The organism is Flavobacterium sp. AK-345, from assembly GCF_058310175.1.
The window spans coordinates 329,331-347,642 of sequence record NZ_JBZEER010000004.1 but is presented as its reverse complement, the minus strand read 5'-3'; the positions used below and the strand labels follow the sequence as shown (position 1 = coordinate 347,642).

Below are 18,312 nucleotides of genomic sequence, written 5' to 3'. Positions count from 1 at the left end.
CTCAAATTTAGTACTAAATCCGACAGCGAAAGTTGTTGGATTTTTTTGGATAATGACAATTGCAATAATAATCAAAATGCAGGTAGTCATATTTTAAAAATAAAATCAAAAAACTAATAATTATAATTATCCCCAAAGAAACTATAACCAAACTTAAATTGTATGTCCCCAAAAATACTTTTAACCATTCGTTCTTTATTTTTAAAAAATATAGGAATACTTTTTTTTCTGGTTTCCTTTAATATGTTAAGCCAAAGTACCATTATTCCTGTCTCAAGAATCCATACCGACTGGAAAGGATATTGGACATCAAATGCTATAACAGGATCAGGAAATAGACCCGACAGAGAGAATAATTTACTGGCGTTTTCGTGGAACGGTGTAACTTATTCCACCGGAGTTAATGATAATGTGCTTACTAGCAATGGAGTAACTTTTAATGCTCAAAAATTTAGAGCATTAAAAATTCAAACTTTAGGATTAGATACAAATATGTATTATCTGCAAGGCTCAATGATAGACGAATCAGCAGGTAGCGCTTTTTTACGTCCCGCACTAACCGGAACAACCTCTACAGGAGCTGAACTTGCTTCCAGACTTACGGATGGCACTAATGGTTTGAGTCTTGGAACAGGTATTGCAAATATAAAAGCTGGGGTAGCTGAATTTAAAATTGGAACCAATAATATAAATACGAACGGTTTAAATGATAATATTCCGGATATAATAGTAACTCAGGTAGCTGAACCAGGAAATCAATATGATACTTTTAAATTTATAGATGCGGCAGGAAACACAGTTGGAACTGTATTATCTATAAAATTTGATACCGTTACAGCAATTGGCACTTATAGCCTTGATTTATTTAGGGCTGATAATGGTGCTGTCGCTTTTAGTCCTGCAGCAACGAGAGATATCAGGATGTTAGGGATTGAAGCAAGTGCATTTGGGATTAATGCTTCTAATGCTGCACAAGTGGATCGCTTTGTTGTTACTTTTTCAGGAAGTTCAGATTGCGCCTTTATTGCTTTTAATAGTAATTCATTAAAAATTGCAGAACTAAGTCTTGTTAAAAAAGCCTCCATGTCATCTTGTGGCAAATTAGGCGATAAGATCAATTATACTTTTGAAGTTACCAATACCAGAGATGTGCCAATTACTGATATCACTGTTACTGATCCACTCGTACCAACTATTACAGGCAATCCAATCGCTTCGCTGGCTCCAGGAGCAAAAGCAACATTAACAGGCACTTATACAATTACATCTGCTGATGTGGCCGCTGGCCGAGTTGTTAATTCGGCAAAAGTAACCGGAAAAGATCCTTCACTAAATATAATTGAAGATATTTCGGGAGCTACAAATAATGATAACATTGCAACAACAACTATTTTATTAACACCGCCTACAACAGGAACTCCCACACCCGTAACCTGTACTGCCCAAGGAACTGTTACATTAACCGATATGCCTTCTGGTACCTGGACATTAGAAAGAAATCCAGGCGCTGTTACAACATCTGGTTCAGGAACAAGTTATACAGTTACAGGTCTAGCGGTCGGAACCTATACTTTTAGAGTAACAAATAGCGTTGGTTGTAAATCACCATCTACAGGAAACGTTGTTATTACCAACCAATCCTCTACGACCTGGAACGGCACAGCGTGGTCAAACGGTACTCCTGATGCAAGCAAAGCAGCCATTATTGCAGGAGCCTTTACAATATCTTCTGATTTGACTGCCTGCTCCCTTACCATCAATCCGGCAATAGCCATCACAGTACCTTCAAACTATACCCTTACAGTTGTAAACGCACTTACGGTTTCTGCAACTGCATCGTTGACATTCGAGAACCATTCAAGCCTGGTTCAGGTAAACGACAATGCCGTGAACTCAGGAAACATAAAATACAAACGTATTGCCCCAAAAATTAGACGAGGTGATTTCGTATACTGGTCAACACCGGTAAGTCCGCAAAAACTTATTGATGTTTCTCCTTTGACTTTAGGGGATAAATATTTCGGATACAGTGGTGATAGTTGGGTAATTACCAATAAAAACACGGTTATGAAAGTGGGTAAAGGATATATCATCCGTGGGCCGCAAACCTATTCGCTGACAGTAAAAGCAGATTATCCTGCTGAATTTAACGGCGTGCCCAACAATGGTGTAATTTTAGGTGAAACACTAACGGCAGGCAAACCGTATTTGATCGGAAACCCATATCCTTCTGCCCTGAGCGCCAAAAAATTCCTGGACCAAAACACAGCTATTTTAGAAGGAACCCTGTATTTCTGGACCCATAATACACCGGTTACCTTAACAGGTGCCTACACTTATACTTCAGATGATTATGCCAGTTATAATTTAACGGGAAGCACAGTGGTAAAAGAACGTGCCATTACCGGAGGAACACCCGGAAATAACAACGAGGAACCATCTGGATTCATAGGCGCCGGACAATCCTTCTTTGCAACGTCCAAAGCTGGCGGAACAGTGACCTTTAACAATGACATGCGACTTGGAGCTGCCGATAACACGCAGTTTTTCAAATCCGCATCAAAAGAAACTACTGATGCACACCACGTATGGCTGAATATGACCAATACAAAGGGAGTTTTCAAGCAAATGCTGGTAGGTTATGTACAAGGGGCAACCAATGAATACGAAGACCGATACGACGGGGTGAGTTTTAATGCCAATCCGTATGTTGATTTCTATAGTGTTGACAACGGAAACAATTATGTTATCCAGGGACGTGCCCTGCCTTTTACAGATACAGATCAGGTTCCTTTGGGGTACAATACAACGATAACCGGAGATTTTACGATTTCTATTGATAAGACCGATGGTGATTTGAGCAGCCATGCCATTTATCTGGAAGACAAGAAAACCGGGGTAATACACGATTTAACAACAAGCGATTATACCTTTACTACCGAGAAAGGAACTTTTAGCGATCGTTTGGTATTGCGTTACACCAACAAAACACTTGGAACGGGAGATTTTGAAAATGTTGAAAACGGACTTCTGGTTTCTGTAAAAGACAAAACCATCAAGGTAACTTCTTCGGCAGAAAACATAAAAGAGGTAACGGTTTTCGATATCTCGGGAAAACTGCTTTACAGCAAAAAGAAAGCAGGCACAACAGAGCTTCAAATACAAAACCTGCAATCATCCAATCAGGTACTGCTTGTAAAAGTTACTCTTGATAATGACTTTACTGCAACTAAAAAGATAATTTTTAATTAAAAATATAAATTAGTTTATTTCTAAAAAGACGCACAAATAGTGCGTCTTTTTTGTTTTTTGACATCAAACTAACCAGAAAAAAACACCTGAAAAATCACGGTAAGTGGGTATTGCAGGGTTTCAAAACGAATTATAAATTTAGTCCAATTCTTACAAAATAATTATTGACTAAATTTTATTTACATTTTGATAAAAAAAATACTTTTTTCCCTGATCCTCTTTTTACCTTTTATTAGTCTGGAACTTTTGGCCCAGCAAGGCAAAGTAGATACTTATTTTAATACCATTGATGATGGACTAAACGGAGATGGTTTTGATAATACAGTTCGAACTTTATCAATACAATCTAATCAATACCTAATTGTTGGCGGAGACTATCTGAATCTTAACGGAATCCCTTCTCCTTATTTTGCCCGCTTAAATCCGGATGGAATACTTGATGAAAATTTTCATGTTGGCACAGGGTTCAACGGTAAAGTTTATACTTCACACATTCAAAGAGACGGGAAGATAATCGTTGGCGGAAGCTTTACATCCTATAATGGAAATAATTCAGGAAGACTTGTCAGATTAAATTCAGATGGTTCCTATGATGCTTCATTTAATACAACAATCGGTGCAGCAACAGGAATTATCTATGATGTTTGCGAGCAGGCTGATGGAAAAATTATCATCGTTGGTAGTTTTACAAAATACAATGGTATCACCGTAAATAGAATTGCACGTATTTTGCCCAATGGCGCGATCGATACTACGTTTAATACAGGAATTGGCACAACAGCAAATATTACAAACGTCGAAATTTTATCTGACGGAAAAATACTTTTGTCCGGCAATTTTACAGCATTCAATGGAATCTCTTCTAATAAAATAATAAAACTATTTCCCGAAGGAAGAGTTGATGAAAGTTTTAATATCGGAACAGGGTTTAACGATGATGTAAATGCAATGTTTATACAATCGGATGGAAAAGTTCTATTAGGCGGAAAATTTAGCAGTTATAATGAAATTTCGGCAAATAGAATTATTCGAATTAATGAAGACGGAAGTTTAGATTCGACTTTTTTATCAGGATCGGGATTTAATGGAGGCGCAGTTCAGGTTATAAAAACAGATATTTCTGGTAATATAATGATTGGAGGATCTTTTACTGGTTTTTATAATGGAGCTGAGGTGAATCGGATTTGTGTTTTAAACCGGGACGGAACTATTAGAACTGATTTGGATTTTGGTTCAGGACCTGCAACAGCTTCAGTTTTAGCTTTAGAAAATGACGCAGAAGGTTCTTGGTATGTTGGTGGTTCATTTTCTGTTTTCGATGGATTAAATCAAGGCCGATTAGCAAAAATTAATCCGGCAGGAGAATATGATACAGCATATTTATCAGCAGGAGTTGGTTTTGATAATTCTGTTTATAAAGTGATTCCTCTGGAAAATAAACAGACAATGGTATTTGGAAATTTTAAAAAGTTTAATGGCGAACAGGCTTCAAGAATTGTTCGGCTTTTAGAAGATGGAACTTATGATGAAAGTTTTAATTTGAAGCAATCAGGTGCGAATAATTTAATTAAAACAGCCGTTTTGCAACCTGATGGAAAAATTATTCTTGGCGGGAATTTCACAAAATATAACGAGACAGCCTGTAATCGGATAATTAGAATTTTGTCTGACGGATCAGTTGATCAAACATTTAATATCGGTTCAGGTTTTAATAGTCAGGTTTACGCTTTGGCAACTCAGTCTGACGGGAAAATAATTGCGGCGGGAAGCTTTACAAATTATAATGGTACTGCCAATCCAGCAGCGCGAATAGTGAGGTTATTACCTGATGGAACTCGGGATTTAAGTTTTAATATTGGTCATGGTGCCGATGGTATTATCGAAGTTGTTTTGATTCAGCCAGATGGGAAAATATTGCTTGGTGGAAGGTTTAATAATTTTAATGGAAATTCTGCTGCAAAACTGGTGAGGTTAAATGCGGATGGAAGTATTGACTCCAGTTTCAATGTTGGTGCAGGTTTTGACAACTACATTTATGCAATGGCATTGCAGTCTGATGGGAAAATTATTGTTGGAGGAAGTTTTTTATTTTATAATGGCACGTCCCAAAAGAGAATTCTTAGGTTAAATACCAATGGAAGTTTAGATACGACTTTTGATTCAGGTACAGGTTTTAATAAAGGTGACGTTCGAAGTATTTTGGTACAGCCGGACGATCGTATTCTGGTGGGTGGAACTTTTTCCGGAACTTATAAAAACTCCGTTTCGTCACGATTAATAAGACTTTTAAAAACAGGAGATTATGATGCTTCTTTTGATGCCCGTTTAAATAGTAAATTATACACTATGGCCTTCACATCAGATTTTAAATTAATGATTGGGGGAGATTTCAATTCTGTATCAGGAATATCCAAACACAGAATTGCACGTTTAAACCTTTGTTTGGATTCCTCAATTTGGAATGGTCACAGCTGGTCAAATGGTTTACCGTCAGGCGGAAAGCAAATCTACTTTCAAGAAGATTATCCGGCCTTAACGTCTTCAAATATTTGCAGCTGTTATATTAACGAAGGCAAAACAGTAACACTTTTAAGTGGAAATACTTTAGCAATTGAGTTCGACTATTCGGGTCTTGGTACTTTAGTTTTAGAAAATACAGCAAGTTTATATCAGCGGGACAATGATATTGTAAATACGGGTATTGCTGCTGTCAAAAGAAAATCTTCGCCGATATTAAAATTTGATTATACTTATTGGTCTTCACCTGTTTATAATGAAAAACTAATAAATGTTTCACCCAATACATTACAGGATAAGTTTTTTTCTTATGATGCTGTTTCGGATAAGTGGAAGATAGAAAATGCATCAAATACTATGATTCCCGGCAAAGGATATAGTATACGTGGTCCACAGCAATTTTCAACAACAAACCCTTCAAAATTTGAAGCCACATTTAAAGGTGTTCCGGTTAATGGAAAAGTGGAGGTAAGTTTGGAAAAACAAAATGGCTTTAATTTAATTGGTAATCCATATCCATCAGCAATAAGTGCCGATGCTTTTTTGACTAACAACACGTCAAATATTTTAGGGACTCTTTATTTCTGGACACATAATACACCAATAACTAATAATAAATATACATCTAATGATTATGCTGCTTACAATTTGCTGGGAGGTATTGGTACACGTGGCGCAGTTTCATTGGGTATAAATGAAAGTATTCCCGATGGAACTATTGCCTCAGGACAAGCATTTTTTGTAATCAGTAAAAATTCTGAAATTGCTGAATTCAATAATAGTATGCGCATTTCTGGTCGAAATTCTGCTTTTTTTAAGCAAGCCAAAACAAAAGAAAATATTGTTGAAAAACATAGAATCTGGTTGAATCTTAAAAATAACGAAGGCGTTTTTAAACAGATTTTATTTGGATATATCGATGGGGCAACCAATTTGTATGATGAAAGTTATGATGCGGAATCTTTTAATGGAAATCAATTTGTAGATTTTTATAGTGTTGTTGAAAATAAAAAATTAGTAATTCAGGCCAGAGGTTTGCCTTTCGAAGATACTGAGTCTATTTTGTTAGGCTATTCAAGCACTATCGATGGCGAATTTAGTGTTAGTATTGATCATGATGATGGACTGTTTAGTAATCTAAATGTTTTTATTGAAGATAAGGACTTGAAAATTAAACATGATCTAAAAGAATCTCCCTATTTATTTTCTACAAAAAAGGGAAATTTTAATGAACGTTTTGAGTTGAATTTCATTAGTAAAGATTTAAAAACAGATAATCCGGAGAGAGAAATAAATCAAATATCAGTTTTTGTAAACAACAATAATATAATTGTCGACGCAAACAAAAATGATATTAAGAATATTCAAATTTTTGACATTTCGGGTAAACAGATTTACAGAAAAACTAAGATAGAAAACTCCAGATTTAGTATTGAAAATCTATCATCCAAAAATCAAATTTTGCTACTCAAAATATCGTTGAAAAACGGATATCATTCAACACGTAAAATTTTATTTTAGTACGTTTTTAGCTTCCATTTTGAGTGATTATTTCGCGTTTAAAGAACGACTATTTTTTAAATAAAATTTCGACTCAATATTGTTTTCCAGACGTTTTTTTTTGGGTTAAATTTATTTTTAACATAATTTTTTTTCAAATTATTATAATTTTTGAAAAATAATGAAAAATGCATATTTATAAAATCAGATGATTTGCATTTTTTATATGATGAATTACTTAAAAAAAAAGTATTTATGAGAAATAACTTAAAATAGCAAAATCGAGTTTAATTGACTGAAATACAGAGTGTTAATTTAACCTTAGTTAATAGAAAATTGTAAATTGTTTATGGTGTTTTGAGGAAAAAACAGGTGATAAAAAAGGCCTTAAAATTTCCTCAGGGATGGACTAAAAAAAAAGCAAAATCTTAGGAGCTTTTTTTGAAAAATAATTTACTAAAAAAGATCTATTGTTAAATTTAAATACCACGTGAGATGAACCGAAAATTACTATTTATTTTATCAATGTTATTTTGTTTTGGATTTTCAAATGGAGCTACCATAACAAGTACAGGAACGGGAAATTGGACAGCTACAGCATCATGGATTGGCGGAACAGTACCTACTATAAATGATGATGTTATTATTGCTTCCGGATCAACCATAACGCTTAGCACAAATGTTTCAATAAAATCGTTAACGATAAACGGAACATTGTTGGCTTCCGGAGATCCAATAGTATCAACTTCTGCAGGAAATATTCTGGTTGTTACTATTAATGGAGTACTGGATTTTAATACAAATCAGAGTTCTATTCGTTTTCCAGCTGGGACAATCGTAGATATCAATCCACCGGGGAAAATTGATGACACAGGAGGAGGATGCTCAAATCAGGTTGCTTTGTATATTGGTACAGTAAAATTTGCCGTTTGTGTAGGAAGTGGCAATGCTGAATATACTTTCGCGCAGCTTAATAATTTAGGAGGAACTTTACAATCAAACCCTACAAGTAATGCGCCAGTTTGTGAAGGGAACACTCTTAATTTTACCGCAGCAAAAGATGGGGCAGACGGAGCTGCATTGAACTGGCATTGGTCTGTAAAACTTCCCGGTGCGGCATCTTTTGTAAACTATCCAGATAAACAATCAGTAGTATCTTTTGCAAATGCTATATCAGGTTCTTATGAAGCCAATCTTACCTATACTACTACTTATGGAGGATCTGTTTATACCAGTTCTAAAACTATTTTTGCAACCGTTAATGCCAAACCTGCGGTCCCCACAATATCCACAAGCGGGGCTACAACATTTTGTGATGGTGGAAATGTTACATTGACTTCCATTACTGGAGCAAGTTATTTATGGTCAACGGGTGCAACTACAAAAAGTATAGTGGTAGCAACATCTGGAAATTATTCTGTTCAGGTAACAAATGCTACAGGATGTCAAAGTCTTGCTTCTTCAGTCACTACTGTAACCGTTAAATCTTCATTACCCACACCCAATGTTGTTACTATTACACAACCAACTTGTGTTATCTCAACAGGAAGTGTAGAACTTAACGGATTTATATCTGCAACAAATGGACAAATTAACCAAAGCGGTTCATCAACTCAAACTTATTCATTTTCAGGCTCTAATTATACAATTGCTAATTTAGCTCCCGGCACATACACTTTTACGGCACAGGATGGTGTAAACTGTACTTCATTGCCAACAGTTAGTATTGTAATAAAAGCACCGGATGTAAATACGTGGAATGGAACAACATGGTCGAAAGGGAGCGTGCCGATATCTTCTGATATCATTGAATTTGCCGAAAACTATCAGTCAACAGGAGATATAAGCGGTTGCTCTTGTAAAGTAAAAGGGGGAAAAGAAGTGACAATAAATTCTCCACATACATTATTTATTGATAACGGTCTTACGGTAGAATCTGGAACAGGAACAAAATTAATATTCGAGAATAATGCAAGTTTAATACAGCGTAATAATGTAATTAATACCGGAAATATTATTTACAAACGAATAAGCCCGCAAATTCGCCAGGCCGATTTTGTATATTGGTCAACTCCCGTAAACCCGCAAAAACTGGTTGATGTTTCGCCATTAACGCTTGGAGATAAATATTTTAGATATAGCGGAACAAATTGGGTAATCACAAACAGAAGTACGACTATGGTTGTTGGAGAAGGTTATATAATTCGTGGTCCGCAAAATTATTCTAATACAATCAGGACCGATTACACAGCTTCTTTTATTGGAGTTCCTAATAATGGAAATGTAACCAGTGCGACATTAGATAGCGGAAAATTTTATTTGCTGGGAAATCCTTATCCTTCAGCATTAGATGCCGATGAATTTATTTTGAATAACCCGGTTTTAACCGGAACCTTATATTTCTGGACACACAACACGCCCGTAGTATTTGGAACTTCTTATAAATACAATTCAGATGATTATGCAAGTTATAATTTAACTGGGGGCGTTGCAGCCAAAACAGCAACCACAGCATCAGGAAACAATAAGGAAATACCAGGCGGTAAAATAGCAGCCGGGCAAGGTTTTTTTACTGAAACAAGCTCGTCCGGAACAGTAACTTTTACAAATGCGATGCGTTTTGGCTCAAACAGTCAGTTTTTTAAACTAGCAAAAACTTCAAAAGCTGCACTTGAAAAAAATCGGTTATGGCTTAATATGACTAATGATGGTGGTGCCTTTAAACAAATTTTAATTGGTTATATTGAAGGAGCTACTAACGATTATGAAACCAGATATGACGGTCAAACAATTGATGGTAATCCATATTTGGATTTTTATAGTGTAAATAATGGACATAAACTTGTAATTCAGGGACGCGCCGTACCTTTTTCGGATACTGATATTGTACCGCTTGGATATAAAAGCACAATTGCCGGCAATTTTACTATTTCTATAGATCAGACCGATGGTAATTTGGTTAATCAGGCTATTTATTTAGAAGACAAAACAACCAATTCAATTCATGACTTAAGAACCGGCAATTATACCTTTACAACTTCAACAGGTACTTTTGATGGTCGTTTTGTACTGCGTTATAGTAATAATAAAACTTTGAAAAAAGTTGCTATTGAGGATGTGGAACAGAAAATTTTGGTTTCTTCAAAAGAGAAAATTATCAAGTTAACATCAACCAAAGAAAATATCACAGAGGTTTTTATTTTTGATGTTACCGGAAAATTGCTTTATAATAAAAAGAAAATAGATAGTACAGAATTGCAGATATCCAATTTACAATCTAATCAGGTTTTGTTGATTAAAACAATTTTGGATAATGGAAATGTAACTACTACAAAAATGGCATTCTAATAATGGTTTTATAAAAAAGCCGTTGTGAACTTTAAAGTTTACAACGGCTTTTTTAATTATATCAGGCAGACTTTGCCAGATTTTCAGATTTCGTCAGATTTTGATGTGTATTCTGAATTGCTTTTTCGTTTTTATAGTCAATCCATTTTTGACCTTTAAATTTTCGCATTAAAACATCAAAATGCCGCATAATAAATACATTATAAGCCGCCTTTGATAAATGGGCAATATTTTTTGGAAAAGCACGCAAACTCATAGAAAAACCAGGAGTTAAGTATTTCATATAATGCCAATATCCTTCTGGCATGTACAATACTTCGCCATGTTTAAGATTAGTAATATAACCTTCGGCATTTTTAAGGGCGGGCCATTTTTCATAATCAGGATCATCAAAATCAATGTCTTCTCTCGAAATTAAAGCGTGCGGAACTTTGTACATATATTTAGACTGATCCGGAGCAAAAAGCATGCATTGTTTTTCTCCATGAAAATGAAAATGCAAAATATTAGAATAATCAATATCATAATGCATAAAAACCTTTGAATTTTCTCCACCAAAAAACAACATAGGCATTTGCTTCACTAATTTCAAACCAATATCAGGCCATAAAAAGTCGTCTTTTAGCGTTGGTATTTCTTTCATTAAATTATAAAGGAAAATGCGGTAGTTTGTTGGCTTAGATTCTAAAAGATCAATGTAGTCGCTCATCTTCATTTTAGTGTGCGCTTCATTAAAGCCATCTTCGTGGTTTACAGGTCTGTTATCGTATAAAGGAACGATAGTATCACCTGCGATTTCTTTCATATATGATAATTTCCATTTAGAATAAGCTGGCCAGTCTTCAGTCAGTTCTTCTATGACAACGGGAATTTGGTTTTTTACGTATTGGGAAATAAAATCAGATTTAGAGATTTTTTTTACCCTTTCGATTTGTTTTAAATTCATCTCTATTAAATAAAAAAATTGCTTATAACACTTGTTATAAGCAATTTAAAAATATTTTTCGAGATTTATTAACTCAATAACTTAAATTTTTGATTTGATCGAAGCCTCAAGATTTCTTTCAATTGTATGTCCCGGTCTTGACCATTTTGGTTTTTCGCCTAAAGGAGCAAATTGAGAATCTGATGCTTCAACAGTTTTTGGCTGCGAAACTTTTGTAAATGGTTTTTGCGGAATTAATCCTAACATTTCAAACATTTTCATGTCTTCGTGTACATCCGGATTTGGTGTTGTAAGTAATTTGTCTCCTGCAAAAATAGAATTGGCACCTGCAAAAAAGCACATTGCTTGTCCTTCGCGGCTCATATTGGTTCTTCCTGCAGATAAACGTACTTGTGTATCCGGCATTACAATTCTTGTAGTAGCCACCATACGAATCATTTCCCAGATTTCAACTGGTTTTTCTTCTTCCATCGGAGTTCCTTCAACAGCAACCAAAGCATTAATTGGCACAGATTCTGGTTGTGGATTTAAAGTCGAAAGCGCAACAAGCATTCCTGCTCTGTCTTCGATACTTTCTCCCATTCCAATAATTCCTCCGCTACAAACAGTAACATTCGTTTTACGAACATTTTCGATAGTTTGCAAACGGTCTTCGAAACCACGTGTTGAAATTACATCTTTATAATATTCTTCAGAAGTATCTAAATTGTGATTGTAAGCATATAAACCTGCTTCAGCCAAACGTTGCGCCTGGTTTTCGGTAATCATACCCAAAGTACAGCAAACTTCCATATCGAGTTTGTTGATGGTACGCACCATTTCTAAAACCTGATCAAATTCTTCACCATCTTTTACATTTCTCCAGGCAGCTCCCATACAAACACGAGATGATCCGCTTGATTTTGCACGCAAAGCCTGAGCTTTTACCTGACTTACACTCATCAAGTCGTTTCCTTCAACTCCTGTGTTGTAGCGTGCAGCTTGAGGGCAATAACCGCAATCTTCAGGACAGCCCCCGGTTTTGATAGATAGTAATGTAGATACCTGAACTACGTTCGGATCATGTTTTTGTCTGTGAATTGTTGCTGCTTCATACAGCAAGTCCATCATCGGTTTATTATATATGGCGATTATCTCGTCTTTTGTCCAGTTGTGTTTTGTAATACTCATTAGGTACATTGTTTTTGAAGCTTCAAAAGTAACGAAATTGTTCTAATCAACCAATGCCGAATTCTGTAAATGAACAATTGATAGTTATTTTCAAAAAAGAAACACTCTAAAATCATATAATTATATCTTTTTATGATTTTAGAGTGTTTAAATTATGTATTTTATTCTAAAAAATTAATCGGCTGCATATTTATTGTTCCAATACAACATCATCATTAAAGTTACAATAACAGAAGAGGCGAGTCCTTCAAATAATAAACAAATGCAATAAGTTGGTACAGATGGATTTCCTCCAAACATAAATGCTTCAGAAAGTGTTTTTACATATGCATCACCACCTCGTGCGTAACTGTAAACTAACAAGCCAAAAACGCTCATGGATACACCAACGACAGATGTTGTCATAGCAGAAACTGCGTTGGATACGAAGTTGGTTTCTCCTTCATGAAGATTCATCTGCATGGTTCTGTTTACGCCATAAAATATAAAAAAGACATTTAGCGTACGTAAATAAAACAAATCAGCGAGTCCTAAAAGATTCATCAATAAAAAATAGATGCCAATTCCCAGGAAAATTAAAAAACCGTTGGTAATTTCTTTAGGTAATTTCATAGTGGTTATTTTTAAAGAAGTTAATAGTAAATTGTTGACAAACAGAGTTGTATATCAAATTTACTAAAAAAAGAAGTACAAAGTTTTTTAAATGGGCATAAAGTATATATAGTGGCAATAATAGATATCAGGGGTAGTCCCTACAGGACATTTCTGAGTATCGTGATTTCGTTTGTTACCAATATTTAACTCCTGGCGGAGTATTTTGTAAAATATTGACATTATAAATATCTCGGAGAGATTGGTAGAAAATATAGTTAGATATCGGATTTGTCCCGGCATGGAAAATCTTAAAATATCTCGGAGAGATTATCTATTGGTAGCAAAAAATATTAGATAGCACAATTTTGTCCCGTAGGGACTACATATATTATAATCTGCAAAAAAAATATTTATAAAAAATGAATGGAAAATATTCCTAAAGTTGTCCCACAAAGTCTAAGGCAGTCTTTTTATCCTGATTTAATTGTTCTTTAAGTAAATCTACCGAACCGAATTTTTGTTCTTCCCGAATATATTCCAATAAAGAGATTTCCAGTTTTTGACCATAAATATCAGCATCAAAATCAAAAAGATTGACCTCGATAGTTTGCTTTTGTCCATTTACAGTTGGATTAAAACCAATATTCATCATTCCAAAAATCTCTTTGTTGTCAATAAAGGTTTTCACGATATAAACACCGTTTTTAGGAATTTTTTTATAATCTTCTTCAATTTGGATATTGGCCGTTGGGAAACCAATTGTTCTTCCTAATTGTTTTCCTTTTACAACTTCGCCGCTTAAAAAATAAGCATAACCCAAATAATCGTTGGCCAAAGTTATATTTCCTTCATCTAAAGCTTTTCTGATTTTGGTAGAGCTTACCGAAACATCCTGAATTTCCTGTGCCGAAATTTGCTCTACTTCAAAACCATATTCAGCACCAAAAGCGATTAAATCATCAATATTAGCCGTTCTGTTTCTTCCAAAACGGTGATCATGCCCAATAATTATCTTTTGAATATGAAATTGATCAACTAAAATAGAATGAACAAATTCTTCGGCTGTTAATCTCGAAAAACTTTCGTTAAACGGATGAATAACAAGATTTTCTATTCCGGTTTCTTCGAGTAGTTTCGATTTTTCGGCAATCGTATTTAAAAGTTTTATTTCTGATTTTTCCTGTAGAACCATTCGCGGATGCGGAAAAAAAGTAAGCACTAAACTTTCGTATTTCCCGTTTTCAGTATTTTGGGTAATTCGTTCTAAAATTTTTTTATGACCAATATGTACGCCATCAAAGGTACCAAGAGTTAAAATAGTTTTCTTGGGTGATTGAAAATCGTTTATAGAATGAAAGAGCTTCAAAGCAAATTGTTTAGGATGGTGCAAATTTATACTATCTATTTTAAATTTGACACTAAGGTTAATTGATTTTTTAAGATTATAAAGTCACTTTTTGTGATAATTGACTCGCTGGTCGATAAAAAACCATTAATTGTCGTATATATGTAAGAATTTAATTTAATTCACTTAATTTTGATTTTTCTAAATCCCTTGAGTATGAATAAACAGCTACTATTTTTATTACTTATTTTTTGTTGTGTCAAAGTTCATGCTCAAAATGATAATTTATGGCAGAGGAGTTCTGGTTCAGTTTTGAATAAAAGTGTAAATTCGTCTGATTCACATAAATTATATTATAAATTGAATTCAGATTATCTGAAAGCAAAACTTTCATCTGCAACCAATAAAAGTTCAAAAAATAGTAGTTCAGAAATTACAATTCCTAATTCGGAAGGTGTTTTGGAAAGATTTTCAGTTTGGGAATTTTCAAATTTTGATCCTGAATTACAGGCAAAATATCCTGAAATTAGAGCTTACGAAGGCCGTGGAATAGACGATAAATCGGCAAAAATACACTTTAGCGTTTCACCAATTGGCACACAGACAATGGTAATTCGTGCCGATAAACCATCTGAATTTATAGAGCAAAATCCGGATGATAAATCGGAATATGTTTTATTTACTTCAAATAAAACTGCTTCTTCAAAATTAATTTGTAAAACAGATAATGTTATAACAGATACTAATAGTTCAGGTAAAACTGCCAAAGAAGCTTCAAATAATAAAGTTTTTAAAACAATGCGATTGGCATTGTCATGTACAGGAGAATACACTTCGTATTTTGGAGGTACTAAGGTAGGTGCATTAGCAGGAATGAATGCAACTTTATCAAGAGTTAACGGGGTTTTAAATAAAGATTTGGCATTACACCTTATTTTAATCGCAAACAATGATGCCGTAATTTATACAGATGCTTCAGCAGATCCTTATTCAAACGCGGGAGTAGGGGTAGATGGTGCATGGAATCAGGAAGTTCAAAGTACACTGACTAGTGTTATTGGGGAAGGAAATTATGATATTGGTCATTTGTTTGGAGCTTCTGGCGGAGGAGGTAATGCAAATTGTATTGGATGCGTTTGTATAAATTCTGAAAAAGGAAGCGCTTACACCTCACCATCAGACGGAAAACCTGAAGGTGATACATTTGATATTGATTTTGTAGTTCACGAAATAGGACATCAATTGGGAGCAAATCATACTTTTTCATATGATGCCGGAGAAAGAACAAACGTAAATGTTGAACCGGGAAGTGGTTCTACTATTATGGGATATGCCGGAATAACAGATTATGATGTTCAAAGCAATTCTGACGACTATTTTGCTTATGTTAGTATTTTACAAATTCAAAATAATCTTGCAGGAAAAAGCTGTCCGGTTAGTACAGCATTAACTAATAATCCGCCAACAATTGGCGCGGGGGCAGATTACACAATTCCAATTAGTACCCCTTTCGTTTTAACCGGTACAGGATCAAATGTTGAAGGCAGTGCCACTACTTATAATTGGGAAGAAAATGATAATGCAACAACAACTTCAAGTGGAAATAGTGTAGCATACGCTACTAAGCCAGACGGACCATTATTTAGATCTGTAGCTCCTAATAGTTCGCTAATTCGATATATGCCAAGTTTTAGTTCTGTTCTTCAAAATAGATTAACGACAACATGGGAATCTGTTTCGTCTATTGCAAGAATGTTACATTTTACTTTAACAGCCAGAGATAATGGGATTTTTGGAACGGCTCAAACAAATACCGACGAAATGACTGTAAATGTATCTTCTTCAGCTGGGCCATTTGCAGTTACGTCTCAAAATACTGCTGACTTAAGTTGGGCACAAGGATCATTTCAAACTATTACATGGAATGTAAATAACACCACTAATCTTGAAGGTTCATCAAATGTAAATATAAAATTATCTACCGATGGAGGTTTAACATTTCCTCTAATTTTAGCAGCAAACACTCCAAATGATGGTTCAGAATCCATTTTGATTCCAACAAGTGTGGTTTCATCAACAAGTTGCAGAATTTTGATTGAGCCAACAGCAAATATTTATTACGCTTTAAATAGTAAATCTTTTGCAATAGGATATACATCAACAACGACATGTAATTCATATAGTTTTGGCAGTTCGTTTAGTATTCCAACTTCAAGTACTTATACATCAAGAACTATCACTGTTCAAACATCAACAGAAACTGTGTCAAATGTAAGTGTCGATTTGAATGTGACACATGCACGATTTTCTGATTTAGAAATTCAAATCGTTAGTCCAGCCGGAACTGTTGTTCAGTTATTTAATAAAGGCTGTTCAGGTACAGATTCTACATTAGCATTGCAATATGATGATTCGGGAATTGAATTAGATTGTGCCAAAACAACAGCTCAAATTGTTCTTCCGGTTGATGCTTTAGCTGCTTTTAATGGAGAAAATTCGCAAGGACCCTGGACTTTAAGAGTTCGCGATGCCGTTACAGGCAGATTTGGAACTATAAATTCAGCATCAATTAATATTTGTAGTCAGACATTTACCTTAGGAGTCAAAGAACCTGATGATGTTGCTTTTGTTCTTTATCCAAATCCAAACAAAGGAAGTTTTACAATTCAATTTACAACCGAATCAAAAACCGAAGTTCAGGTTTTTGTTCATAATGTTTTAGGTAAAAGAATATATTTAAATACTTTCGAAAGTACACCAAACTTTAAACAAGATATTAAATTATCTGATGTAGCAGCGGGTATGTATTTTGTAACAGTTATTGATGGAGATAAAAGAACAGTGAAAAAAATAATTATTTATTAAAATCCAATACCAAATTCCAGTTTAATTATCTATTGTTTTTTGGTATTTAAAAAATTGAAATTTTAAGAGTTCGCCATCGCCATACAAACAATGCTTATTTTAATTCCGGGAATTTTTAGTAAAGCACGTGAACAGGCTTCAAGCGTGGCGCCTGTAGTAAGTACATCATCAATAATTAATAAATGTTTGTTTTGATGCTTTTCTATAGAATGAACATCAAATATATTTTCGATGTTTTCTGATCTCCCCAAAAGATTTTTTTTGGATTGTGTTTTAGAATACTTTTTTCTGTATAAAACAGTATCATCATAAGCAATTTCTAGACCTTTTGCCAAAGTTTTTCCAAAGGTTGTAACCTGATTATAACCTCGTTCCTTAAGTTTTCTTTTGTGTAATGGCACCGGAATTACAACATCAAAAGGAATTTTCAATTGCAGTTCTCTTAGATCTTCAATATACCAGTTTCCTAAAATAGTACCAATATCTTCTTGGCCTTTGTATTTTAGATTATGAATAAGTTCCTGAACTATTCCTTTTTTATTAAAATATAAAAATGCAGATGCATACTCGATTTCAATCTTGCCGTAAAATTTTTTAACAGCCTCATTTTTGCTATCCAAATGATATTGAGTCAGAGGCATTTCATGACGACAATTTGTACATAAAACATTTTCGGTTGCTAATAAAAGTTTGCGACATCCGGCACAAACTTTAGGGAAAAACAGGTTAAGAAGAGAATTAAACACAAATAGACAGAATTTAGTTACAAAAATAA

9 protein-coding genes are annotated in these 18,312 nt (G+C 34.4%); 4 read left to right on the top strand and 5 right to left on the bottom strand.

What is annotated here, in order from left to right; genetic code table 11:
* Nucleotides 1-162 precede the first annotated feature (162 nt).
* From AC4FQ3_RS10600 to AC4FQ3_RS10590, 3 genes are all read left to right on the top strand, one after another.
* Nucleotides 163-3,252 (top strand): DUF8693 domain-containing protein, encoded by a 3,090-nt coding sequence (locus tag AC4FQ3_RS10600; RefSeq protein WP_491181828.1) that lies wholly within the window; start codon nucleotides 163-165, stop codon nucleotides 3,250-3,252.
* Nucleotides 3,253-3,438: 186 nt separating this feature from the next.
* The gene (locus AC4FQ3_RS10595; protein ID WP_491181827.1) at nucleotides 3,439-7,290 is read left to right on the top strand and encodes a DUF8693 domain-containing protein; all 3,852 of its coding nucleotides are present in this window, start codon (nucleotides 3,439-3,441) and stop codon (nucleotides 7,288-7,290) included.
* Nucleotides 7,291-7,764: 474 nt separating this feature from the next.
* Nucleotides 7,765-10,617 (top strand): DUF8693 domain-containing protein, encoded by a 2,853-nt coding sequence (locus AC4FQ3_RS10590; RefSeq protein WP_491181826.1) that lies wholly within the window; start codon nucleotides 7,765-7,767, stop codon nucleotides 10,615-10,617.
* A gap of 61 nt (nucleotides 10,618-10,678) precedes the next feature.
* Here AC4FQ3_RS10590 and AC4FQ3_RS10585 read toward each other — a convergent pair whose 3' ends face one another.
* The 4 genes from AC4FQ3_RS10585 to AC4FQ3_RS10570 form a co-directional block, all read right to left on the bottom strand.
* A complete protein-coding gene (locus tag AC4FQ3_RS10585; protein ID WP_491181825.1) occupies nucleotides 10,679-11,563 on the bottom strand; it encodes a cupin-like domain-containing protein in 885 nt (294 codons plus the stop codon).
* A gap of 81 nt (nucleotides 11,564-11,644) precedes the next feature.
* Nucleotides 11,645-12,733: a biotin synthase BioB gene (gene bioB, locus AC4FQ3_RS10580; protein ID WP_042562967.1), complete on the bottom strand. Its 1,089-nt coding sequence runs from the start codon at nucleotides 12,731-12,733 to the stop codon at nucleotides 11,645-11,647.
* 174 nt (nucleotides 12,734-12,907) lie between these two features.
* A complete protein-coding gene (locus tag AC4FQ3_RS10575; protein WP_073397377.1) occupies nucleotides 12,908-13,345 on the bottom strand; it encodes a hypothetical protein in 438 nt (145 codons plus the stop codon).
* Between the two features lie 418 nt (nucleotides 13,346-13,763).
* Complete coding sequence (locus AC4FQ3_RS10570) at nucleotides 13,764-14,693, bottom strand: bifunctional riboflavin kinase/FAD synthetase (RefSeq protein WP_491181824.1); 930 nt, start codon at nucleotides 14,691-14,693, stop codon at nucleotides 13,764-13,766.
* Between the two features lie 195 nt (nucleotides 14,694-14,888).
* Here AC4FQ3_RS10570 and AC4FQ3_RS10565 point away from each other — a divergent pair, with 195 nt between their 5' ends.
* Nucleotides 14,889-17,537: a zinc-dependent metalloprotease gene (locus AC4FQ3_RS10565; protein ID WP_491181823.1), complete on the top strand. Its 2,649-nt coding sequence runs from the start codon at nucleotides 14,889-14,891 to the stop codon at nucleotides 17,535-17,537.
* Nucleotides 17,538-17,599: 62 nt separating this feature from the next.
* On the opposite strand, the gene AC4FQ3_RS10560 is transcribed toward AC4FQ3_RS10565, so the two are convergent.
* Nucleotides 17,600-18,283, bottom strand: coding sequence for a ComF family protein (locus AC4FQ3_RS10560; RefSeq protein ID WP_073397381.1), 684 nt, complete (start codon nucleotides 18,281-18,283; stop codon nucleotides 17,600-17,602).
* Between the last annotated feature and the right edge of the window lie 29 nt (nucleotides 18,284-18,312).